This window comes from Pseudovibrio sp. WM33 (assembly GCF_001623165.1).
Classification (GTDB): Bacteria; Pseudomonadota; Alphaproteobacteria; order Rhizobiales; family Stappiaceae; genus Pseudovibrio.
This window is the reverse complement of record NZ_LMCK01000023.1, coordinates 20,194-43,100: the sequence shown is the minus strand read 5'-3', so window position 1 is coordinate 43,100 and position 22,907 is coordinate 20,194. Positions and strand designations below refer to the sequence as shown.

14 protein-coding genes and 1 riboswitch are annotated in these 22,907 nt (G+C 50.2%); of the genes, 4 read left to right on the top strand and 10 right to left on the bottom strand.

Annotated elements, in window-relative coordinates:
- Positions 1 to 12: 12 nt before the first annotated feature.
- Positions 13 to 1,827, bottom strand: a complete 1,815-nt coding sequence (locus tag PsWM33_RS06155; protein ID WP_063299572.1) for a TonB-dependent receptor plug domain-containing protein — start codon at positions 1,825 to 1,827, stop codon at positions 13 to 15.
- A gap of 176 nt (positions 1,828 to 2,003) precedes the next feature.
- A riboswitch (cobalamin riboswitch) is annotated at positions 2,004 to 2,216 on the bottom strand.
- Positions 2,217 to 2,392: 176 nt separating this feature from the next.
- On the bottom strand, positions 2,393 to 3,286 hold the full coding sequence (locus PsWM33_RS06150) for a DMT family transporter (RefSeq protein ID WP_063291889.1): 894 nt from the start codon (positions 3,284 to 3,286) through the stop codon (positions 2,393 to 2,395).
- Positions 3,287 to 3,617: 331 nt separating this feature from the next.
- On the opposite strand from PsWM33_RS06150, the gene PsWM33_RS06145 reads away from it, so the two are divergent.
- Entirely contained in the window at positions 3,618 to 5,285 is a 1,668-nt protein-coding gene (locus PsWM33_RS06145) for a formate--tetrahydrofolate ligase (RefSeq protein ID WP_063299571.1), read from the top strand.
- Here PsWM33_RS06145 and PsWM33_RS06140 read toward each other — a convergent pair.
- From PsWM33_RS06140 to PsWM33_RS06125, 4 genes are all read right to left on the bottom strand, one after another.
- On the bottom strand, positions 5,282 to 6,406 hold the full coding sequence (locus tag PsWM33_RS06140; RefSeq protein ID WP_063296568.1) for a heparin lyase I family protein: 1,125 nt from the start codon (positions 6,404 to 6,406) through the stop codon (positions 5,282 to 5,284). The genes PsWM33_RS06145 and PsWM33_RS06140 overlap by 4 nt on opposite strands.
- 116 nt (positions 6,407 to 6,522) lie before the next feature.
- On the bottom strand, positions 6,523 to 7,056 hold the full coding sequence (locus PsWM33_RS06135; protein WP_063299570.1) for a regulatory protein RecX: 534 nt from the start codon (positions 7,054 to 7,056) through the stop codon (positions 6,523 to 6,525).
- 53 nt (positions 7,057 to 7,109) lie between these two features.
- Positions 7,110 to 7,922 (bottom strand): ferredoxin--NADP reductase, encoded by an 813-nt coding sequence (locus tag PsWM33_RS06130; protein ID WP_063296566.1) that lies wholly within the window; start codon positions 7,920 to 7,922, stop codon positions 7,110 to 7,112.
- Positions 7,923 to 8,262: 340 nt separating this feature from the next.
- Entirely contained in the window at positions 8,263 to 9,912 is a 1,650-nt protein-coding gene (locus PsWM33_RS06125) for an EAL domain-containing protein (protein ID WP_063299569.1), read from the bottom strand.
- A 250-nt stretch (positions 9,913 to 10,162) separates the two neighbouring features.
- On the opposite strand from PsWM33_RS06125, the gene PsWM33_RS06120 reads away from it, so the two are divergent.
- Entirely contained in the window at positions 10,163 to 11,356 is a 1,194-nt protein-coding gene (locus PsWM33_RS06120) for a hypothetical protein (protein WP_063296564.1), read from the top strand.
- Positions 11,357 to 11,393: 37 nt separating this feature from the next.
- Positions 11,394 to 13,511, top strand: a complete 2,118-nt coding sequence (locus tag PsWM33_RS06115) for a hypothetical protein (protein ID WP_063299568.1) — start codon at positions 11,394 to 11,396, stop codon at positions 13,509 to 13,511.
- A 111-nt stretch (positions 13,512 to 13,622) separates the two neighbouring features.
- On the opposite strand, the gene PsWM33_RS06110 is transcribed toward PsWM33_RS06115, so the two are convergent.
- Positions 13,623 to 15,428 carry an ABC transporter ATP-binding protein gene (locus PsWM33_RS06110; RefSeq protein WP_063299567.1) on the bottom strand — a complete coding sequence of 602 codons (1,806 nt, stop codon included), beginning with the start codon at positions 15,426 to 15,428 and terminating at the stop codon, positions 13,623 to 13,625.
- A 155-nt stretch (positions 15,429 to 15,583) separates the two neighbouring features.
- The gene (gene aspS, locus PsWM33_RS06105) at positions 15,584 to 17,368 is read right to left on the bottom strand and encodes an aspartate--tRNA ligase (protein WP_063299566.1); all 1,785 of its coding nucleotides are present in this window, start codon (positions 17,366 to 17,368) and stop codon (positions 15,584 to 15,586) included.
- A 297-nt stretch (positions 17,369 to 17,665) separates the two neighbouring features.
- On the opposite strand from aspS, the gene rnd reads away from it, so the two are divergent.
- Entirely contained in the window at positions 17,666 to 18,889 is a 1,224-nt protein-coding gene (gene rnd / locus PsWM33_RS06100) for a ribonuclease D (protein ID WP_063288472.1), read from the top strand.
- Between the two features lie 93 nt (positions 18,890 to 18,982).
- Here the strand turns inward: rnd and PsWM33_RS06095 are convergent, their stop codons facing one another.
- Both PsWM33_RS06095 and PsWM33_RS06090 read right to left on the bottom strand, forming a co-directional pair.
- Positions 18,983 to 20,506 (bottom strand): Ppx/GppA phosphatase family protein, encoded by a 1,524-nt coding sequence (locus PsWM33_RS06095; RefSeq protein WP_063299565.1) that lies wholly within the window; start codon positions 20,504 to 20,506, stop codon positions 18,983 to 18,985.
- The gene (locus PsWM33_RS06090; protein ID WP_208980945.1) at positions 20,484 to 22,697 is read right to left on the bottom strand and encodes an RNA degradosome polyphosphate kinase; all 2,214 of its coding nucleotides are present in this window, start codon (positions 22,695 to 22,697) and stop codon (positions 20,484 to 20,486) included. The genes PsWM33_RS06095 and PsWM33_RS06090 overlap by 23 nt, the downstream gene beginning before the upstream one ends.
- Between the last annotated feature and the right edge of the window lie 210 nt (positions 22,698 to 22,907).

Here is a 22,907-nt window from a genome sequence, read left to right as displayed (position 1 = left end):
CGGCATACTTAATCAGAAACTGGCAGTAAGACCAGCGTAAACGGAAAGACCTGGTGTCTGATAGTCTTTGATCCGCTCATAATCCTGATCCAACAGGTTTTCACCACGGACGTGGAACGTTAAATTCTCGGTGTACTGGTAGGCAGCCTTGGCATTGACCAGAACGAAGTCGTCGAGCTCACCCTCATCTTCGATACCGGAGACGTAACTGGTATTGAGGTTGAGGGTCAGCACATCAACGGGCTTGTAAGTCGCCCCTACATTCACGTCATGCAGAGGGACATGCACCAAGCGTTTTTTGTCTGGTCCAACAGCCCATGTGTAAGTGTAGGCAGCATTGAAGCTCAGATTATCGAGAACATCCCAGTTAGCAGAAAGCTCCGCACCTTGGCTGCGGGACATGCCGTTGATCTGTACGTACTTACCACCCACATAGTCGATAAGGTCTTCAGTCATAATATGGAAATAGGTTGCGCCAAACCGTAGTTTACCGTCGAAGAACTCCTGGTCGATTCCAGCATCAAAGCTCAAGCTCGTCTCCGGCTTCAGATTTGGATTGGGCCCCCATTTGCCAAAAAGCTCATTCAGAGCTGGCGCGCGGAAGCCATTGCCAATGCTTGAGCGAAAACGTGTCCCCTCAATAATTCGGTAGGACGTTGTAGCGCGACCAGACCAGTATGTTCCGAAACGAGAATGATGATCCAGACGTGATGAAAGAGAAAGGCTTAGCTCATCTGATGGGTCGACCATAGCTTCAACAAAACCCCCAAAGATCCGGCTACTTCCGTATTCTGCATAGTCCTCATGCATCCAATCACCACCAAAGTTCAGCGTGATTTCGTCTGTTACATCGAAGGTATTGAGGACATCAAACTTGTAGCGATCGCCTTTGTAAGTCCCTGGATTGTCACCGTAATACTTGCGCGTTGTATCGACTATCTGGAATGAGGCGTCAGTTGTCATCCTATCATCTAACCACGCAAAATTAGCACCTAACTTACCCATATACTGATGGTAGTCCTGTTCATTACGTGCATCAGGGTTATTATATCCGTCAAACTCGCTGTGACCATCCGTACCGCGTGCAACAAAATATAGGTTCAGAGCCTCTGTGACATCGACTGAACCTTTTGCAGAAAAGGTCAGGTTCTCATAACCATCTTCATCTGCTGTGTCACTTTTTGGGGTTTGCGCACTAAACCCATCAGTATGGTAGCGCTGCACATTTACTGCGATATCTGCTGTTTCAGTCGCCGCCTGAAATCCATAGGCAGCATTGACGGTTCCGTAGCTGCCGCCCTCGATGGCCGCATTATGCTTCACGGTGCCCGGCGCAGCGCGTTTGGTGATGATATTGATAACACCCCCCACCGCTTGGCCACCATATAATGCACTGTGCGAGCCTTTTAAGATTTCAATACGCTCAACATCATTAAGTAGGACATGCTCAAGGCGAGCTTCAACTTGCGTACCAGACGGGTCAGCAATATCGACACCATCCAGCAAAATCTTCGTGTAATAACCACTCATTCCACGAATGCGCAGAGCACTTGTTTTACCCGCTCCGCCGTTTTGCGAAAAAGAGATACCCGGCAATTTTGTCAAGTATTCGGAGACAAACGTAGCGCCGTCGTTCTTTAGGTCTTCTTCGGTGACAACGTGGGTAGTGGAGCCGACTTTGCCGGCTTCGGTTTCCGTTCTGTTGGCGATGACGATGATTTCGTCGAGCTCGGTCTCGTTTGCGGAGGAGATTAGAGTTGAGCTGAGGAGAGCTGAGAGAGCTACGCCGGATTTGAGGGTAGCTGCGATCCAAGATGTGTTACGCACGAGTTTGGTCCATCATTCACAGCATCCATGTCGGATGCCATGCTGTTGATTGCATTGTGCGCCTTTGAAGAAAATTGGTTCTAACCCGTTGAAACAAAGTCAGATTCATCACCACTCAGACGCACTGTGAATGTCACCTGAACGGAATACCGCCCCTTAGCACGCCCCGTACCGTGGGTGAGTGACTGCATCTGGCAGGTCTCCTGGCTTGCGCGTCCTTACTGTTGCTCCGCCTTCCCAACACTGCTTTAAACAGCTGCGTCAGTGGCATGTGTGAGCAACAACTCTACGCTTACAGTTGCGGGGGCAGCCACGGCTTTTCCAAATGAACCGTGTTCCCTTTTCATTTTTATCTAATCGACAAAAATACCAAATGCCCGGCTATTGATCAGATTTCAGGGGCTTCCGTCAACTAGCTGAGCGAGGAACTTGATAAAATTCGACCAATTGCCAGCTAAACTCACAGAAATTGCTGATGCGGCCACGCTACCAGATCTTGCGGTGCGGCCACTTTAGGTCGCACCTGCTTGTGGTGCTTAGGCAGCATCGTTGCCATCTCATTTGTTTAACTCATGAAAATCAAAGCACAGCCAAGAATGACGAGGAGTGCGCCAATCCATGCCCCAATGGCAGGAAACTCTTTGGTTTGCCACCACAGAACAGGCAGCATCATCGCTGGAGTGGTTGCTGACAGGGTAGACACGATACCAACCTCTCCGCCGCTCAGCGCATAGAGGATCAGCGTCATACCGATCCCCATGCCCAGCATGCCGGACAAGGAGGCCAGTGCGACGATCTCTTTGTTGATTGGGTTCGCCAATCTGAATGGACGGCCCGGCAGGTAAAACAACACCAGCAAACCAAAGGCTGCAATGGTGCAGCGCATAAGAGAAATCGCAACAGGATCTGCTCCACTTTCCATAACGGGGCGAATGATGATTGACCCTACTGATTGGGAAAGTGCGGCCAACGTGCCAAAGAGGATACCAATGGCAACAGGACCTCTAATCGCCTCCCATTTATGGAGCTGGTCTTTGCGCTTTCCAAACGCAATGGAGAGAATAACGCCCACTAAAACGAATAAGATACCAACAAGCGCCTGAAATGACAGTTCCTCTGACAGAAACAACCAACCGAGAAGCGCTGATATGGGTGCGTTCATGGAAAACAGGATGGCTGTGCGGCGAGGCCCCATACGGTTTAGCGTGAGGAACAACAAAGTGTCCCCCATGAAGATGCCGACAAAGCCAGAGAGAAAGATAAGAGAGGCGTGGCTTGAATCAACCGTATTCCATGTGCCTGTTGCAATGACATAGATACCCAGAAACACCACAACAAACCACATACGCACACAGTTGAAGCCAATGGCTCCAAGGTGTGCTGCAGGTTTTGCTGAAATGAGACCACCAATAGCCCAGGTGGCAGCGGCACCTAGCGCGGCAACTTCAAATAAAAACATGGGGTGACCTAACCGACGAAACTACGGCACGGCGCAGTTTGTTTATAAAAGCCAACCAGCTCTACTGCTCTTGGATTTGCCGCGCAAGCGCAGTCTGGTGATTTTTAGAACAGACCAACAGCTATTCAGGCAATAATATTTCACATCTCAGCAAAACACAGATGAGCACCGTTAACTAAGTTAGTTTCAAGTGCCCTACCTCAATCTTGAACTTTGCAGGTGCATTCGGTAGAGATTCTACGTAGAGATTACATTGCTGTTCCTGCCTGATTTGCGTTTTTGACGCTCTCTCCGGCTCATTTGATTACACGTTCTAATCTGGAGATTTTCCATGAAAGATATTGAAATTGCCCGCGCAGCAGACATGAAACCCATTGCGCGCATCGCTCAAAATCTGAAGATCCCGGAGGACGCTCTTGAACCTTATGGCCGATTTAAAGCCAAGGCTAATCTGGATGAGATGCCTGAGCTGAGCAGTAATCCATATGGCAAACTCATACTTGTGACAGCTGTCTCCCCAACCCCAGCGGGAGAAGGTAAGACCACAACAACTGTGGGCCTTGGTGATGCGCTCAATCGCATCGGGCTAAAAACAACCATCTGCTTGCGTGAACCCTCGTTAGGCCCGTGTTTTGGCATGAAGGGTGGAGCAGCAGGTGGCGGTTACGCGCAGGTGGTGCCCATGGAGGATATCAATCTCCATTTCACAGGTGATCTACATGCAATCACTACCGCACATAACTTGCTGTCTGCTATGATTGATAACCACATTTATTGGGGCAATGCGGAGAGTATTGATCAACGCCGCGTTGTCTGGCGCCGGGTTGTTGACATCAATGACCGTTCACTGCGCTCCGTTACCACTGGTCTTGGCGGCGTAAGCAATGGGTTCCCGAGTGAATCTGGCTTTGACATTACCGTGGCTTCTGAAGTGATGGCCGTGCTTTGCCTTGCTGAAAATCTACAGGACCTTCAGGACCGTTTGGGCCGCCTGTTGATTGGGTATCGCAAAGATAAGACACCGGTTTATTGCCGGGATCTGAAAGCCGATGGCGCTATGACTGCGCTGCTTAAAGACGCCTTCCGACCTAATCTGGTTCAGACACTTGAGAACAACCCTGCCTTTATCCATGGCGGTCCGTTTGCCAATATCGCTCATGGCTGTAACTCAGTGATTGCGACAAAGACCGCGCTGCGTCTTTCTGATTATGTGGTGACGGAAGCTGGTTTTGGTGCGGACCTTGGCGCTGAAAAGTTCTTCAACATCAAATGCCGTCAAGCTGGTTTGACACCAAATGCCGTTGTTGTTGTGGCAACGGTTCGCGCACTCAAGATGCATGGCGGTGTTGCCAAGAATGATCTGACAGTAGAGAACATCCCCGCACTTGAAAAAGGCATGAGCAATTTGGAACGACACGTCAAAAACTGTAAGCGCTATGGCGTTCCTGTGATTGTGGCGATCAACCGGTACGGCCCTGATACAGATCAGGAAATTGACGTGATCCTGTCACGGATGGAGAAGCTTGGCGTAAAGGCCGTGCCCTGCACACATTGGGCCAATGGCTCAGCAGGCACTGAAGAGCTGGCGACTTCTGTCTCCGAAATTCTCCAGACGACACAGTCAGACTTCAAACATCTTTATGAAGATGATCTGGCCCTTTGGAAGAAAATTCGCAGGATTTGTAAAAAAGTCTACGGCGCCTCCAAAGTCACCTGCGAGCCGGCTGTCAAAGATCAACTCAAATCCTATGAGGAACAGGGGTACGGTCATCTCTCGGTTTGCATGGCCAAGACGCCTTATTCCTTCTCGACCGATCCGGCTTTGCTTGGGGCACCATCTGACTACAGCATCCATGTGCGTGCGGTTCGACTTTCCGCAGGGGCTGGATTTATTGTGGCGCTGACTGGCGATATTATGGTGATGCCGGGCTTGCCGCGCCATCCCGCAGCAGAGACCATTGGGCTTGATGAAAACAGCCAGATTGAAGGCTTGTTCTAATCTACATCAGACCGGTGTGGGCCGCGGCGAAAGCGGTCCAGATACACTGTTGACTGCAAGTCATCACGATCATAATCCCGGTAATGCCCGAACTTGAAGTATTGGGTTTTACCGGCAAACTCGTCGTTACCAATGTAGCCAGTAACGCGTGCGATAAACCTGTTGTTGGCCCAAATCTCGATGATCCCCTGCCCGACACGGCTTCCTTTGACACGGTAGCGCATATCCACCCATCCGGTTGTTGGATCCGGCAGTACCGGATCATCTGAGAGTTCAATCTGAATACCCGGATAATCTGAGTAGGTTTGCGGATCCGCCAGAAATGGGAACTTGGAGGTGTCCTGCGTTTCAATCGCTTTTTTCAGCTCAGGAATTGAAAGGCCACTGCCAAGAAACTCATCTGAGGTGCGGCTGGCATCATTTCTGTTGCGAAAGCCTTGCCGATCCAAACTCAGCATTTGTTGAAGCTCTCGCGAGAACCCCTTGAAGTCCTGCTGATAGCTGCCTTCTGCCTGCACAACCAGTTTGCGAATGTCATTGTGCTGGACGGTGATGTGAAAGACGCCGTTGTCAAATCGTTGCGCCAGAAATGGGCTACCGCCAGAATCTTCTTTCCATTGACCAATGACCCAGCGGGTCGATCCAGCAGGCCAGACGGTTCCAGCAATTTTAAAGCTGAATGAGTACCAAACTTCATCGCCAAAATTACATCGCGTTTGGCGTGCCTCCCAAAGTTCATTTTTCAGGTTGCCTTCTGAATCCAGCTCATCATCGCCGAACACAGTGATTGCCAGCGCATGCCCACCATCACGCACCACATCGCTTTCAATCTGGAAATTTTCTGGCCTGTTCATGCGGTGAATATCCCAGTTGCTTGCACTTGGGTATTCATCAAAGTCATCAATAATGACGGCACACTTTGACTGACGCATTTCATCAATGTGAACACCTCCGTCTTGTTGAGGCGTCACGATGATATCAGTTTTGTCAGAAGTTTCGTTTTTTGGAGTAAGGTCGTCGGCAACTGAGAGCTGAGGGCTAACCAACAGGCATAGACCCGCAAGCACAGGGATGAGCAGACCGTATCTTCTGAAAGTGTCGCTTAGATCTGAATCCGGCATCTTTTCTCCCAAAGGCACGGTGCTGGATTGATTGCAGATCAGACTAATCTAGAGAAGAATTATTGCTGCGCTCACAAAAGGCTTTCGGGATTTTTCAGAGGATTTGACGAAAAGCTTCAGGAAACAGGCCCGTAGATGATGTCTTCAGCCTCTTCCAAGGTCATATCAATGATCTTTTGAGCGAGCGAAAAGGGGAAGCCTGCGCGGATCAAACTGCCAAGCTCTTTATCCCGCCGCTCTTCTTTAGGCTTTGTCCGCCACGGCCCAAAGCGCCTTCGTTTGGCATAGGCAATCGCTGCGCGCTGGTCGTCATGGTTTTCATCGTCAAAAGCTGTCTGAATATCGTCTCCAGACACACCTTTGGCATTCAGCTCCAGCTTTATTCGGGAGCTTGATTTGCCTTTGAGTGTCGCCGATCTGATTTTGCTTTGTGCAAACTGAAGGTCATCGACAAATTTGTGATCACGGCAAAACGTGACCACAGGTTCAATCAACTCATAGAACTCATGGGGGTCTTCATCCGCTTCTCTGGCACGTTTGTCTATTTTGCGCTTGAGAACACGTCGCAGACTGTCTTCCGACGTATTGTATCTGTTTAGATAATGCAGCGCTGCCCGGCGCAGATATTCAGATGAAACTTTCTTGCCCACGTGACCTCATCTCCAATGCAATAGAGATGAGCTATCACATATTGCGCGGTGGTTTAGCCCACGAACGCACGTTCAACAACAAAATCACCTGGATGGTTGTTGGCACCCTCGCTGAAACCACGTTGTTCCAACAATGTCTTGGTATCTGCAATCATGTGCATGGAACCGCAGATCATGGCCCGGTCTTCTGCGACGTCTAAGACTGGAACAGACAGGTCGTTAAAGAGCTTGCCGCTTTCAATCAGATGAGTGATGCGCCCTTCCCGCTTGAAGCGTTCGCGGGTGACGGAGTTGTAAAGATGTAACTTGCCAGCTGCAACTTCGCCAATCAGCGGATCATTGCTGATATCGGCCACCAGCTCTTCTCCGTAGCGAAGCTCAGAGATTTCGCGTGTGGTGTGAGTCAGGATCACCTCATCAAATTTCTCATAGGTCTCAGGATCGCGGATCAGGCTGGCAAATGGAGCAATGCCGGTTCCAGATGAGAACATATAAAGACGTTTTGCCGGAGACAGAGCGTCAAGCACAAGTGTTCCGGTGGACTTCTTCTTCAGAAGGATGTGGTCGCCCTCCTTGATCTTCTGCAGGTGCTGGGTCAATGGGCCGTCCGGAACCTTGATGGAGAAGAACTCCAGTTCTTCATCCCAGGACGGACTGGCAATGGAATAGGCTCGGAGAAGCGGCTTTCCGTCGATCATCAAACCGATCATGACGAATTCACCAGAGCGGAATCTGAAGCTTGAAGGACGCGTGATTTTGAACCGGAAAAGGCGGTCCGTGAAATGGGTCACTTCCGTTACTGTTTCTACAAAGACATTTGCAGGAACTGCGCTCTCCAATTCCGCACCCTTTATGATCTGGTTCATCGTTCGCCTTGCTCCGATTAATGAGGTTGGCAAAGGCTAACCCAAGCTGAAGGCTGTGCTGAGGCACATGCAGCTAATAAACCGCGTGCGAGTGAATATTTCTTTTCTAGTTGCTTCTTTCCGTAGAATACTGTCTTTCGCCTCCCTTTCCTGAGCTTTTGGGAGATAGCCAAGGCTGCTAGAAAGTGCGGTGAAGCAGTCTTTCAAACATGCACTACATATAATTATGGAATATATTAATATTATTCAACATACTACCATAAGTTATGCGCATAACGGCATGATTTATACCCGTCAGTGGGCATTGATCTGAGCCGTGTTGAAATAGAGTTAAGTTGGGTTAGTCGACGTTGTTTTGAGCAACAATCTGATCCAGTGCTTCATCAGAAGCTTGCTTCTTTTCTTCAAGCACCTTCACCGGATTGCGTCTATCTGTGAAGATGTCCTCCGCAAATTCAAGGTATTTGCGGGCTGGCAATGGTTTGGAGAAGATGTAGCCCTGTGCAGAAGACACCCCGAGTTCGCGCAGAAGTACAATTTGTTCATACTTCTCAACGCCCTCTGCGATGATGCCCATGTTCATGGTATCTGCGAGTTCGGCTATGGCATCGACAAGACGGAAGGCATTCTCTTCGCTACCTAATGGGTCGATGAACATCTTATCGATCTTGACGATGTCCATGCCCAGCTTTTGCAAGTAAGCCAGACCGCCATGACCTGTTCCCACATCATCAAGCGCGACACGAATGCCATGGGCCTGTAGCTCTGCGATGATCTTTCTCGCCAGATCAATGTCTTCGAGAGGCTGACGCTCTGTCACTTCCATAACAACCTGATTGAGCGCAATTGGAGAGTCTTCGTAGATGTCCAATAAATCATCTACGATAGACCGATCATTAAAATGGCCTGCGAAGAGGTTGACCGAGAGCTTCAGTTCCGGGTGCTGAGAGTATAACTCTCCCAGATCATCAATGGACTGGCGCATGATGCTGCGGGTCATCTCGAAGATATGGCCCGAGGTTTCTGCATAGGTCATGAACTGACCCGGAGAGACTATTTTACCGTTGGTAAGTTGCCATCTCATCAGCATCTCACAGCCCTGTAGCTCACCAGTTACGATGTCTACGACAGGCTGATAGTACGGTATGAATTCGTTGTTACGGATGGAGGCAACAAAGTCGTCTTCTGCATCTTTTTCAGGCTTCCAGGAAAGCCAGACGCCCAAGGCAATCAGGAAAATAGCAATGCCTGAACAGGCGATCACAGCCACGATCTTGAGTTCGCCTACCAGACTCATGACCGCATTACGATCGCTTCGGATCCGCACATTAATCGGGTAGATCGTTGATGCTGCAAACTCTTCAATGAAGTTGCTGCCCATGATGACAGGAAGGTTGCTGTTGTTTGCCGGATTGACCCAAACATGATCACGCCCTAACCGGACTTCGATCTCAGAAGCATGGCGCAGATAATCTGGCCCCGGTTCAATCGCGAGTACGGTTGGAGAAATATTAGCAACCAGACGCCAGCCATTTCTAAGTTTCCAGGAGACCAACGCTGTGCGTATACCCTGATACTCCATCCAGGACATACCAATTCCAACGCGCGGGGCATCTGGCTTGACTGCCGGCAGAATACTGTTGCCGCGGCGAACTTGAGCCGGCACATAACACATGGGGACACCGCGGTGATCCACGATCCCTATTGCGTTAATAATGACGTTTTCTGAGAGGGTCTTTTCAAACTCACCCTGATTTTGGCGTGTACAGGAGATCAGACCTTTCACCTGCATCTGGCGCAGTATTTCAACGGCACCGGAAATCGCGGCCTCACTTCTTGAGATGTAACGATCTGCGATCGCGTTCATTTCGTTTCGCGCCTGGTGCATCGCGAAGTTCTCAAGGATCATATTGCCAATGAGCAATGGCAAGAGCGCCAATCCCAAAGCAACCAAAATTGCGCGGACAAATACGAAATAATGGCGAGACACAACCACGACCTTAAAAATGCAAAATACGGCTACCTATTTCTATGATTAAGGCTTACTTAAAACTGTAAAAATCATCCAAACACCCTAAACGATCCCCAGATGCTTTCCAAAATGGTTGTGAAATGCAGGGTTCCACTATGTTTTCTCTTAGAGTGGTTTGACTTTTTGCAGTGATATACACGCGCCCCTAACTCTCAATATGCCAGCTTAGCACCCAAATGCCTCTTAGCGGTCAATCTGGAGCCGAGCTATGCGCAGTTCTGAGTTACGTCGCCATCGTGCCTTCCTGGTATTCTTCTTTGCCCTCCTCTTCAGCAGCTGCTTTGCTCTTACAGCATCAGCACAGATCAATACTGATAATGCTGTCGCAAAAGCCTTTCTTCAGAACCTTCAGGACCGCGGGTTGACCTTGACGCATGTAGGACCGGTTACTGTCGACAATGACGTGCTTTCTATTGGCGGTATTGAAGGTTATCCGAAGGTAGATCAGACAAAGCGTTTCAAGATTGGTGATCTGGCACTGGCTCAGGCATCCGTGGAAAGTGATGGGCGCATCTTTGTCGGGGCATTTGCAGCTTCGAAGTTCGAGGTTGACGAACCAGACTTCAACTTCACGGCAGACAAGATCGCGATTACGGATCTTTATCTTCCCAATGCCAATGATCTAAGCAATCCAGCATCAAACCTCCCCATGTCACTCTATTCCACTGCAGAGATTATGGGACTGTTGTTTCAGGATCGTTCAACGGGCCAATCTATGCCTATTGAGCGGGTCAGTATCGACTTTGACGTCAACAATGGCGGCTTCCCTATCATTGCCAGTGTTCAGGTTGCTCATATCGTTTTGAGCCGATCCATGTTTGCACCACCACAACAGCAAATGCTTGATGAGTTGGGCCTGACTCAAGTGGATGCAGATATCGACTTTGAAGGTGAGTGGAATGGCGACACGGGCGAAGTCAACATTCCGAGTGCAGCTGTTGTGCTGAAAGATCTTTTCTCTGTACAGGTCTCCCTGAAACTGGAAGGCCTTACAGATACAGTTGTTGAGCAGATCACCGAGCTTGCCACTAAGGATAACGTCATTGCCCTGGATTTATTACAGAGCGCAGCCATCTCCAGTTTCAATCTCTCACTCGTCGATGAAGGTAGTCTGGATGACATGCTTGAACGTCAAGCTCACCGACACGGACAATCACGCTCTGCCTATACACAGCAATTGACGGAAAAAGCAGAAAAGCAGTTTGCGAAAATTCCTGATCGCGCAAAGCAGCTGGAGTTTACGGAAGCGATTTATAGTTTCTTGCAAAATCCGCAGAGTATCACGCTGAGTGCTACCCCTAAGGCACCGATAAGCGTAACACAAATTCTTGGGGTATCTGCGATTTCCCCCGCTTCCATCATTTCTTTGCTTGGCATCGCCCTTCAAGCAAATGTAAACTAGCACGGAACCCTCCTACTAGCCATAAAAGGTTTATTTAATGCCTTTCCAAAATTTCAAACGGCAGGGATTTTTTGCTGTTTCAATCACTGTATTAGGTTTATCCGCCCAGCCTGCTCTTTCCAGTCCTGCATCAGACCTCATTGATAAGTACAATGACTGGTTCCTTGCAAATGGCGCAGAAACTGCAACATATGCGAAGGCGATAGAAGACGGATCAAAGACCGAAATTCTTGATCATAAAATCGAAGGAATGTTCACTCTTTCCCTCGATGAAGACAAGCCTAACCTTGGCGTCTACTACATCATCAAGACGCCAAAGGCGATTTATGATGGTTCTTCGCGTGACGGTGATACGTTCAGCTTTGATACCGTAACAACCGACAAGATGCAGCTTGAGCTCGGCTTTTTTGAGAAAGCAGAGAATTTCAAAAATGTTGCAGAGGCTCAAGCCTCCAAGGATGCCGTTAAAGTCGTTGCTGCCGCCAAAGATTATGTCATTTCCGGATATTCTGTGAACTGGGTTGACCTTCCCGTTCTGTCAGATGGCGTTACAGCAGAAGAGTTTCAGCAGTTACTCGCCGCTGCAACCGGTGTTTCTTATGACCGCAGTAGCTTTGCTGAAGTTGTAGCTGACATGGCAATGGCTGATGCACTTACAGGGACATACACTATTAAGAACGGCGTTTATTCCGGCGCAGAAAATGGTGTTGTGGCTTTGACTACAATTGAAGAAGTTGAATATAAGACAACAACTTCAATGGTGACTGATGGCCGTGAGGTCTCTACAGTTTCTGAAACGGTATACAATGACTTTTCTGTAAAAGATCAAGACATCCGCCCTCTTCTGGCGCTTCTTGGTGCAGGAGAAGCTCCTTCTGATAAGCTGCTGAGCGAATATCGCGTGGGTAGTTTCTCAACCACTATGAAAACCGAGGGAGGTAGTGCCTCGGAGCCATTCGGTTTTCTAGAAGTGAGTGCTGGTGAAACTACCACCAAAGATGTGCGCATGTCAGGTGGTGATGCTGCCAAGCTTTGGGCTGCGTTTGAGAGCCTCAAAGACAAGCCAGAGGAAGAAGAGGCCGTTGATCAGATTTTCAGTATGCTTGATGCGCTCGGCTCATACTCCGTCGCATATTCAGACATAAACGACATGGTCATCAAAGCGTGGGACCCAATCCGCGCTCGCATGAAAGACACCCAAACACCAAGTTTTGAAGCATCACTGAAACACGCCTCAACGACAGACCTGACAACAAACAGTCTTGGTCAAGTCAAACTTGAAGGCTTACATGGTGCTGTAGAAGGCGACGATGCAGTGTTTGACTTGGACAGCTTTGAACTAGCTGATCTTGCATGGCCTAGCCTGCGTACCATGGTTGAGAGCACTCTTGCGGCAGAAGCTGATCCTGCTGCTGCGATGAAGGCCATTCCAACGATCGGACGCATTTCTCTTGCTGGCCTAAACATGCAGGCAAAAGATCTGCCAACACCAGTCTCCCTTGGTGAGCTTACTATTGAGATGGGCAATCACATTGGGCCTATCCCGACAAGCCTGTCTGAAGTCATTGGTGGTCTGAGCTTTGATGCTGCACTCCTTCAAGAGCCGATGGTTCTGGGTGTACTTGACCGTCTTGGCATAGAGCGTGTTAACCTCACACAGGACTTCAAGATTGCGTGGGATGAGAACACTCAGGATCTGTCTCTGGAAAAATTCGAGTTTGAGCTTGAAAACGGCATAAAACTTCGTGCTGACATTCAGCTTGGCGGAATTCCACGCTCTCTCTTTGAAAACCCACAGGAGGCAGAAGCTGTTGTGGCTCTGGCGACCTTCAAAGGCGCACAGATCGAAGTGATGGATTCACCGCTTATCAGTGAACTTCTTGCAACTCAGGCAGAGCAAGCAGGTCTTCCTGCTGAATTGCTGGCTTCAATGATGATTGATGGTACGCTCCAGCAGGCTGGTCCACTGGCTGAAACCGAATTTGCTCTGGAACTGGCACAAGCAGCTAAGAGCTTTGCTGCCAAGCCAACCAACATCCGCGTGACACTTGCTCCGCAGACAGCAGTTCCAATCATGCAGCTTGGAGGTATTGCGGCTCTTGCACCTCAACAGCTTCCTGAAATGCTGGGCGCAACTGTGAGCTACACCGAGTAAGCTCAGACAGGATGAAATCAAAAAGGCCGCTGTGATAGGTGATATCACAGCGGCCTTTTTGTAATCTGGAAGAGCCTTGCAAAAGCTCGACGGCGCTTCAAGTCGGCCTTATCAAGCGTCCGGAGACGCTTTTTGAGTTACTTGATTGCTATTGGTGAACTGGAGTTCACACAGATGCCTGTAATAACCATCCATCTCATACAACTGATCGTGCGTGCCGCTCTCTAAGAGTTTGCCATGCGACAACACATGGATGGTATCCGCATCACGAACGGTTGAAAGACGGTGCGCAATCACGAGTGTCGTACGCCCCTTCATCAGGCGTGCAAGCGCGGTTTGTACTTTATTTTCGGACTCAGCATCCAAAGCAGACGTCGCTTCATCCAGCAATAGAATGGGTGCATCAGAAAGCATTGCCCGTGCGATCGCCAAGCGCTGACGCTGGCCGCCGGAAAGGCGTGTACCACCCTCGCCTGCATTGCTTTCGTAACCCTTTTCCATCTTCTCGATGAACTCGTGGGCATTTGCATTCTTTGCAGCCTCAATCACTTCCTCATCCGTGGCGCCAGGACGGCCGATAAGGATGTTCTCTCTGATCGTACGATCAAATAGGAACGTATCCTGTGTCACGATTGCGATATTGCTGCGCAGACTTTCCATGTTGAAGTCACGAATGTCTTGATCATCGATCAGAATTCCGCCCTCATCAATTTCATAGAAACGCTCAATCAATGAGAAGACTGTTGATTTACCCGCTCCAGATGCACCAACAAGGGCAGTCACTTCACCTGAGTTTGCGACCATACTCAGGCCATTCAGAGCTTTCGTCTCACCATAATCGAACTCGACTTGTTTGAACTCGATCCGTCCTTTGGTGACCTTCATGTCAGGCTTGTCTAAGGTTCTCTGATTTTCTTCTGGCATATCCAGAAGCTCGTACATCAGGCGCACACCAACAAGCTTTGTATTCAGATTAACCTGAAAGCGAGCGAGGCGTTTAATTGGCTCATATGCAAGCAAAAGTGCTGTGATGAAGGCAAAGAATGCTCCCGGATCCTGATCCAAGGCAATTACACTATAACCACCGTAGAGGATAATAATCCCAATCGCGATACCGCCCAGAGTTTCCATCAATGGCGATGTTCTGGCAGTCAACTTCGCAATCTTGTTGGACTGTTGCTCGACGCTGGAGACCGCGCTGTCCATCGCCGCATGCATGTTTGCTTCGTAGTTGAAGGACTTCACAACGCGAATGCCCAGAGCCATTTCCTTTACCAAGGAAAGAATGATTGTCTGAGAAACAAACTGGCTCTTTGCAATCTTCTTCACACGGCGAACAAGCTTGGAAACAGCATAGACAGCCGGAGGCATGATGCCCAGAGAGATGAGTGAGAGCAGCGGATTCTGCCAGACCATGACAGTGACCAGACCGATTACCGACATAACATCCCGTCCAGCGGAAAGGATGATCAGCTCCATAACACCGCGTGCCGCGCCTGTGTTGTGGCCAAATCGTGTGGCCAGATCACCAAATGTCGTGTGGTCGAAATATCTGACGCCCAATCGGGTCACTTTTTCAAACATGTTACGCTGGAGCTTGGCGACAATCGAGTTACCGATCCTGCTCAGCACAACAGTCTGACCATAGGTCGCTATGCCTTTGGTCAGAAAGATGGTCATCACCGCGCCGGAGATGATGTAGACCATGGTGATGTCACGGTCGATAAAGACCTGATTGATCACGTTTTTCATGATAGCTGCACTGCCAGCACCTGCTGCGGCAGCTACAATCATGAAGCCAAACGCAATCATGTATTGGAACTTGTATTGCCCGAAATTTTCTCGGAGAAGGCGGCGAATAAGGCTGGGAGCGCCCTCTTCATCCGCAAACAGCTTTTTGCTTATGGCGTCGAACACCTAAAACCCTCAGCTTTTCCAGCGAAATTAAGTATGACGACTTAATTTGCTACCGGTAGAAGATGAAAAGGCGACCGTAGATCTACGACCGCCCTTCCATGAGATTTATAACATTATGACGTGAACCGCCATACCTGCTTTTCTGCCAGCGGCTCTTATGCTTCTGGCAAGTTCAGGCGGATATGAAGATCGCGCAGCTGTGCCGGGAACACATCGCCCGGAGCACCCATCATCAAATCCTGTGCCTGCTGGTTCATTGGGAACAAGGTCACCTCACGCAGGTTCTTTGCACCAACAAGCAGCATAACGATACGATCAACGCCAGCAGCCATGCCGCCGTGTGGAGGCGCGCCGTACTGGAATGCGCGGAACATGCCACCGAATTTCTCTTCGAGTAGGCTTTCATCGTAACCAGCAATTTCGAAGGCTTTCTTCATGACTTCGACCTGATGGTTACGGATCGCGCCTGAGCCGATTTCATAACCGTTACAGACAACGTCGTACTGGTAGGCATTCAGTTCAAGAGGCTCAACGTTGTTGAGGCCGTCCATTCCACCTTCCGGCATGGAGAATGGGTTGTGACAGAAGTCAACTTTCTTGTTTTCTTCGTCCCATTCGTACATTGGGAAGTCAACAATCCAACACAGTGCGAACTGGTCTTCATCAATCAGATTCAGCTCTTCAGCTGCACGGGTACGCGCTTTGCCAGCGAAGTCTGCGAACTTTTTAGGATCGCCAGCTGCAAAGAACACCGCATCGCCTTCATCCAGACCAAGCTGGGTGCGGACTGCTTCAGTGCGCTCTGCGCCGATGTTTTTCGCAATTGGGCCAGCACCGGCGATTGCGTCTTCTTCTTTACGGAAGAAGATATAACCAAGGCCTGGTTGGCCTTCGCTCTGTGCCCATGAGTTCATGCGATCACAGAATGCGCGGGAACCGCCCTTTGGAGCTGGGATTGCCCAGACCTGAACCTTTGGATCGCTCTCGATCATACGTGCAAACACTTTGAAGCCGGAGCCTGCGAAGTGTTCAGTCACGTCCTGCATTTCGATCGGGTTACGCAGATCCGGCTTATCGGAGCCGTATTTGCGTATCGCTTCTGCGTAAGGAATGCGTGGGAATTCTTTGGTAACTGGCTTACCTTCAGAGAATTCATCAAACACACCACGGATAACTGGTTCCATGGTGGTCAGCACGTCTTCCTGAGTGACAAAGCTCATTTCCACGTCGAGCTGGTAGAACTCGCCTGGCAGACGGTCAGCGCGTGGATCTTCATCACGGAAGCAAGGTGCGATCTGGAAGTATTTATCAAAGCCAGACATCATAAGCAGCTGTTTGAACTGCTGAGGAGCCTGTGGCAACGCGTAAAACTTACCAGGGTGAATACGAGAAGGCACCAAGAAATCGCGTGCGCCTTCAGGAGAAGAAGCCGTCAGAATTGGTGTCTGGAATTCGTTAAACTCAGCATCATTCATGCGGCGACGCATGGAGTTGATGATCTTAGTCCGTGTCATCAGGTTTGCGTGCAGAGTGTCGCGACGCAGGTCGAGGAAACGGTACTTCAGACGAATATCTTCTGGGTATTCCAACTCACCGAATACTGGCAGCGGCAGCTCTTGAGAGTCGCCCAAAACTTCCATATCACGAATGAAGATTTCGATCTCGCCGGTGCCAAGGCCCTTGTTGACGGTATCGTCAGAGCGCTTCTTAATGTCACCATCGATGCGGATGCACCATTCGGAACGTACGGTTTCAGCCAGTTTGAATGCTGGGGAGTCCGGATCAACAACACACTGCGTAAGGCCGTAATGGTCACGCAAGTCGATGAACAGCAGGCCGCCGTGATCGCGTACACGGTGCACCCAGCCAGAAAGGCGAGTGGTTTCACCTACATTATTCGCCCGCAGCTCTCCGCAGGTATGGCTTCGATAACGATGCATAGCGTCCTCAGTGGTAATCTAGTGAATCATAAAATTCAGAAACTGGTTGACCTCGTCAAAAGGTCATCCGGCTGGAAAAGACATGTCAGCCTCCTAAAGTCAAGTAAGTCTGTAACTTTGGCGCCGTTTCTTGCGGACATTTCCCGAGTTTCCTCTACCTACGTGGTTTTCGCGAGGCTCTTGCTGCGACCCTTTGGTTCGGAGAGAGCAAAAATCGACATTTGCAACCACTTGATGAGAAAACGAGAAACTTAGATAGGGACAAGCCCGTTCGCTTACGCTATAGACTTTGACACCATGAAGATGATCACAACTACAGAAGAGCTTGCGCAAGCGTGTGCCAAGCTTGCTAATTCAGATTTCGTAACAGTTGATACCGAGTTTTTGCGGGAAACGACCTTCTGGCCAAAACTCTGCGTCATTCAAATTGCCAATCCAGATAATGCTGTGTTGGTTGATGCTCTGGCTGAAGATCTGGATCTTGAACCTTTTTTTGCATTGATGCGCAATACGGACATCGTGAAGGTGTTCCATGCTGCACGGCAAGATATTGAAATAATCTACCATCTGGGTGGCTTTGTGCCCTCACCCCTCTTCGACAGTCAGGTTGCAGCCATGGTTTGTGGCTTTGGGGATTCAGTCTCCTACGACCAGCTGGTTTCGAAAGTGACGGGTGAGCGGATCGACAAATCATCCCGGTTTACAGATTGGTCCCGGCGTCCATTGACGAACAAACAGCTTGCTTATGCACTGGCTGATGTGACCCACTTGCGCGACGTCTACCAGTTCCTGAAAGAGCAACTGGAACAGAAGGGCCGCAACCACTGGGTTGAAGATGAGATGGCAACGCTGTCTTCCATTGATACCTATCGCAGTGATCCTGCGAAGGCCTGGCAGCGCATGAAGTTGCGCGTTCGCAAACCACGCGATCTGGCTGTTTTAAAGGAACTGGCCTTCTGGCGTGAACAGGAAGCGCAAAAGCGTGACATTCCTCGTAGCCGCGTTATCAAAGATGATGCGATTTTTGAGGTTGCAACACAAAAGCCTCAGACATCTGAAGCTTTGGGACATTTACGCACAATCCCACGTGGCTTTGAACGTTCCAGACATGCTGAGGACATTCTCAACGCGGTAAAACGCGCTATGGAGATTTCTGAGGACGATCTGCCAGAAGTTCCAAAAGGGCGGCCTTCTCCAGATGGAGCGTCTGCAGCTGTTGATTTGCTGAAGGTGCTTTTGAAGATGAAGAGCGAAAGCTTTGGTGTGGCACCAAAAGTTATCGCGACGGTCGATGATCTGGATAAAATTGCATCAAGTGGAGATGCGCAGGTTCAGGCGCTTTCCGGCTGGCGCCGAGAGCTTTTTGGTGAAGATGCGCTGCGCTTGAAAAAAGGCGAAATCGGCCTTGCTTTTAATGGCCGTCAGGTCGTCATTTGTGAACAAGGTGAACCGGTTGAGCGTGTTGAAAACAGCTCTCGCCGTCGTGGTGGCAACAAGAACAACAAACCAAAGTCTGATTAAGATTTTGAATCCACTACTCATCATAACTTACTGATAAATAAGAAAAGCCCCGGCAAAACTTGTCGGGGCTTTCTTGCATCTATCTCAGATTTCCTAGAGCACTCTGACTTCGGCTTCCAGATCCATAACGCGTCCGAGTTGGTTCAGGCGTTTGGTCAAACGATCCCCTTGCATGTCTGCAAGTTCTGTCGGGAGAGCCAGCACGAGTTTGTCGTTCACCAGCGACAGCTTGCTCTTGAGCAACACGCCATTCATGGAGGCGCTGATCAATGCTGCAACACGCAGCGTCGCGCCAAGCATACGTGCCAGCTTCATGAGGCGTGGATTACTCAGATTGCGAATGGCAGGCGAAAGCGCATCATCCATCAGGCCTTCGTAGCGATAGAACACTGTCAGTGCCAGATACGCCCTTCCCGCATGATCAATGCCCACAAAGCCGCCATTAGAAATAATGTTCAGTGATTGCTGACCACGGTAGTCCGGATGCGCACGCCAGCCGATATCCGTTAGCTGACAGGCCGCAATGCGCAGACGACGTTCGCCTTCGCTTTCGTCCACACCAGCCACACGCATGGCCTGCTCGCTCCACTCAACCACTTCGGCTGAATATGAGGGATCACGGGCACGCAGCACACCCAACTCGTGGGCTGCGGTGAGCAAAGGGTCCTGCTTTTTACCGTCTTCATCAAGCTGATCATACAAGTACCCTTCCCGCACGCCGAGTGCAGAAAAGACGACCTGATCTGCCTGACAATGCAACAAGGTCTGCCGCATCACCGTTGCACCGTATGGCAACAATCCACGACGCGCTTTTGAGATCACCTGAATGCTTGGCTCGTTGTTTAGGTCATCCCGCATGAGCTGTTCGCAGAAATCAATCATGACTTCAGCAGGCACTGTGTAGTCATGCATCACATGCAGCGGATAGCCCTGTTGATACAAGTGCAAACGGCCAAGTGAACGCCACGTTCCGCCGATCGCATAGAAATTGCGGTCTTTTGCCTTACCCAACCAGTCGGCTTTTTCCAGCTCTTCACGGGCGATCTCATTGGCCAGTGCCAGATCTTTTTCTGAGGCTTCCTGCAGCCGAATGCCGCCAAGCGGAAATGTGCGTCCGTCACCGATGCCATGTGCACTGATGTCGACCAGCTCTAATGATCCGCCGCCCAAATCTCCAACAAGGCCATCTGCTCGCCAGAAACCGGAGAAAACCCCCATTGCTGAGTAGAATGCCTCATCACGGCCAGACAGGATCTGAACGTTGGCACGGCAGATGTTTTCTACTTTTGCAATGAACTCGGCGCCATTTTCAGCTTCGCGAGCTGCTGCTGTTGCCAGAATGTGCAGTTTGATGACACCCACATGATCGCAAACACGGCGAAACCGCACCAGTGCACGCAGTGCAGTGGCGACATTTTCTTCGCCCAGACGACCTGTTGCGCCTACGCCGCGCCCCAGTCCTGCCAGGATTTTTTCATTGAACAACGCTGTCGGGTTACGCGCCAGTCTTTCATAAATTACAAGACGGACAGAGTTGGAACCAATATCAATGATTGCTATTGGTCCCGGGTCTGCAAATCGTCCTCGAGGCTCATCACTCGTCGAGATATCTGTCACTATTCGGCCGTTCTACAAAAAGTTTTGGGCTATCGCCCTGTAGCGAGCTACCACGACCAGACAGAGATGGGTTCGTCATAAAGAACTTGTGTGCGTTGAACGGATCTTCGTCTGGTTCTGCAACAATGCGCTCATGACTACCGTCTGGAAGCAGACGCCAGCTTTGTTGATTATCTTCTAGATTTGCAACCATGATCTGATCAAGAATCTGCTTGTGTACTGTTGGCGTTTTAACAGGAACAAGGGTCTCGACCCGACGATCCAGATTGCGCGGCATCATATCCGCTGATGAGATATAGACATGGGCTTCATCAGAGGGCAACCCGTGACCATTGCCAAAGCAGAAGATACGGCTGTGCTCAAGAAATCTTCCCACAATTGATTTCGCGCGGATGTTGTCAGAGAGCCCTGGAACGCCTGCCCGCAAGCAGCAAATACCGCGCACGACCAGATCAATTTGTACCCCTGCCTGACTGGCGCGGTACAATGCATCAATGACACCAGGATCTACCAGAGAGTTCATCTTCATCCAGATCTGACCCGGACGGCCTGCCTTGGTGTGGGCAATCTCTTCTTCTGTGTGCTGAATGATGCGCTTGCGCAGGCTCATTGGAGAAACGGCCAGTCGCTCCAGCTCGCCCGGCTCTGCGTAACCTGTGATGTAATTGAACACCTTAGCAGCATCACGTGCCATTGCTGGCTCTGCGGTAAAGTAGGACAGATCGGTATAAATGCGTGCTGTGATTGGGTGATAATTGCCGGTGCCGAAGTGGCAGTAGGTTCTCAAACCACCCTGCTCACGGCGGACAACCATGGAGACTTTCGCATGAGTTTTCAGCTCAAGGAAGCCGAAGACGACCTGTACTCCAGCGCGCTCCAAATCTCGCGCCCAACGGATGTTAGCTTCTTCGTCAAAGCGGGCTTTGAGTTCGACAAGCGCGGTGACGGATTTGCCAGCTTCTGCAGCTTCTGCAAGGGCTTTGACGATCGGGGAGTTGTTGGATGTACGGTACAGCGTTTGCTTGATTGCGACGACATCCGGGTCCTGAGCGGCTTGGCGGAGGAACTGAACGACAACGTCGAAGCTCTCGTAGGGATGATGGATGAGAATGTCTTTTTGTTGGATAGCCGCAAAACAATCCCCGCCGTGTTCGCGGATGCGTTCCGGGTAACGTGGGGTGTATGGCGGGAACTTGAGGTCGTCGCGTTTGACGTTCACAGCCTGAGACAGGTCATTCAGCGCCAAAAGACCGTTGGCAAGGAAGGTTTCCTCTTCGGTGACTTCAAGCTCATTTGCAACGAAGGCACGCAGACTTTCTGGTGTGCTTTCTTCAATTTCCATGCGGATCACAGATCCGCGGCGGCGGCGTTTCAGGGCGGTTTCAAAAACGCGCACCAGATCTTCCGCTTCTTCCTCGATTTCCAAATCGGAGTCGCGCAAGACGCGGAACGCGCCTTTGCCGCAAACTTCATATCCGGGGAAGAGATTGCCGATGAACAACGAGATGATCGTCTCAATTGGAATGAAACGTGTTGCTTTTGGCCCGGCATCACGCGGTGTTGGCAGGACAACAAAGCGGCCAATCTGGCTTGGCATACGCAGCAGCGCAGTCATACCTGCGCCTCCATCCACCGGACGCAAATCTAGGATCAGCGAAAAGCCCAGATTTGGGATGAACGGGAAAGGATGCGCCGGATCAATAGCCAACGGGGTCAGAACCGGGAAAATATGCTGAAGGAAGTAGTCTTCCAGCCAATCCGTTTCAGACTGGCTCATGTTCTGCGCTTCAACGATGAAGATACCTTCATCAGCCAGCTCAGAGCGCAGTTGACGGAAGCGGGCTTGCTGCTCACTTTGAAGCTTGCTTACCTCAACAGAGATTTGCTCCAGCTGTTCTGTCGAGGTCAGACCATCATCAGAAATGGTCGTCACATCCGCTCGCTGCTGACCGCGCAGGCCAGCAACACGCACCATGAAGAACTCATCAAGGTTGTTGGCAGAGATGGACAGGAACCGGAGCCGTTCCAAAAGCGGATGGCTCGGGTTCATGGATTCTTCCAGAACACGGCGGTTGAACTGCAACCACGAGAGTTCACGGTTTACAAAGCGCTCTGGTTTTTGCATCAGAGCCAGCCCTGCACTCACCTCAAAATCTGCGGTGTCAGTGGTCTCGTCTTCCAAAGCGTTCATTTCCGTAAACTCATTCATTCCATGTACCTCCGCAGCCCGTGGACCGGGTCACCTGTATGGGCGCACCTCGCCCTTAGAATATCTGACGATTGCGCTGTCCGTTGTATGATTCTGGTCATTTAGACCATACATTTTTGACGGGAAAATAAAGCTTAGAGCATGTTGCAGTGCAGCAGCAAGCTCTCAGCATTATTTACAAGCGTATCTGGA

Coding starts and splice junctions, on each gene's coding strand:
- PsWM33_RS06150 (WP_063291889.1), bottom strand. CDS start 3,286: ATGTTTTTATTTGAAGTTGCCGCGCTAGGTGCCGCTGCCACCTGGGCT.
- PsWM33_RS06145 (WP_063299571.1), top strand. CDS start 3,618: ATGAAAGATATTGAAATTGCCCGCGCAGCAGACATGAAACCCATTGCG.
- PsWM33_RS06140 (WP_063296568.1), bottom strand. CDS start 6,406: ATGCCGGATTCAGATCTAAGCGACACTTTCAGAAGATACGGTCTGCTC.
- PsWM33_RS06130 (WP_063296566.1), bottom strand. CDS start 7,922: ATGAACCAGATCATAAAGGGTGCGGAATTGGAGAGCGCAGTTCCTGCA.
- PsWM33_RS06120 (WP_063296564.1), top strand. CDS start 10,163: ATGCGCAGTTCTGAGTTACGTCGCCATCGTGCCTTCCTGGTATTCTTC.
- PsWM33_RS06115 (WP_063299568.1), top strand. CDS start 11,394: ATGCCTTTCCAAAATTTCAAACGGCAGGGATTTTTTGCTGTTTCAATC.
- aspS (WP_063299566.1), bottom strand. CDS start 17,368: ATGCATCGTTATCGAAGCCATACCTGCGGAGAGCTGCGGGCGAATAAT.
- rnd (WP_063288472.1), top strand. CDS start 17,666: ATGAAGATGATCACAACTACAGAAGAGCTTGCGCAAGCGTGTGCCAAG.
- PsWM33_RS06090 (WP_208980945.1), bottom strand. CDS start 22,697: ATGAACGCTTTGGAAGACGAGACCACTGACACCGCAGATTTTGAGGTG.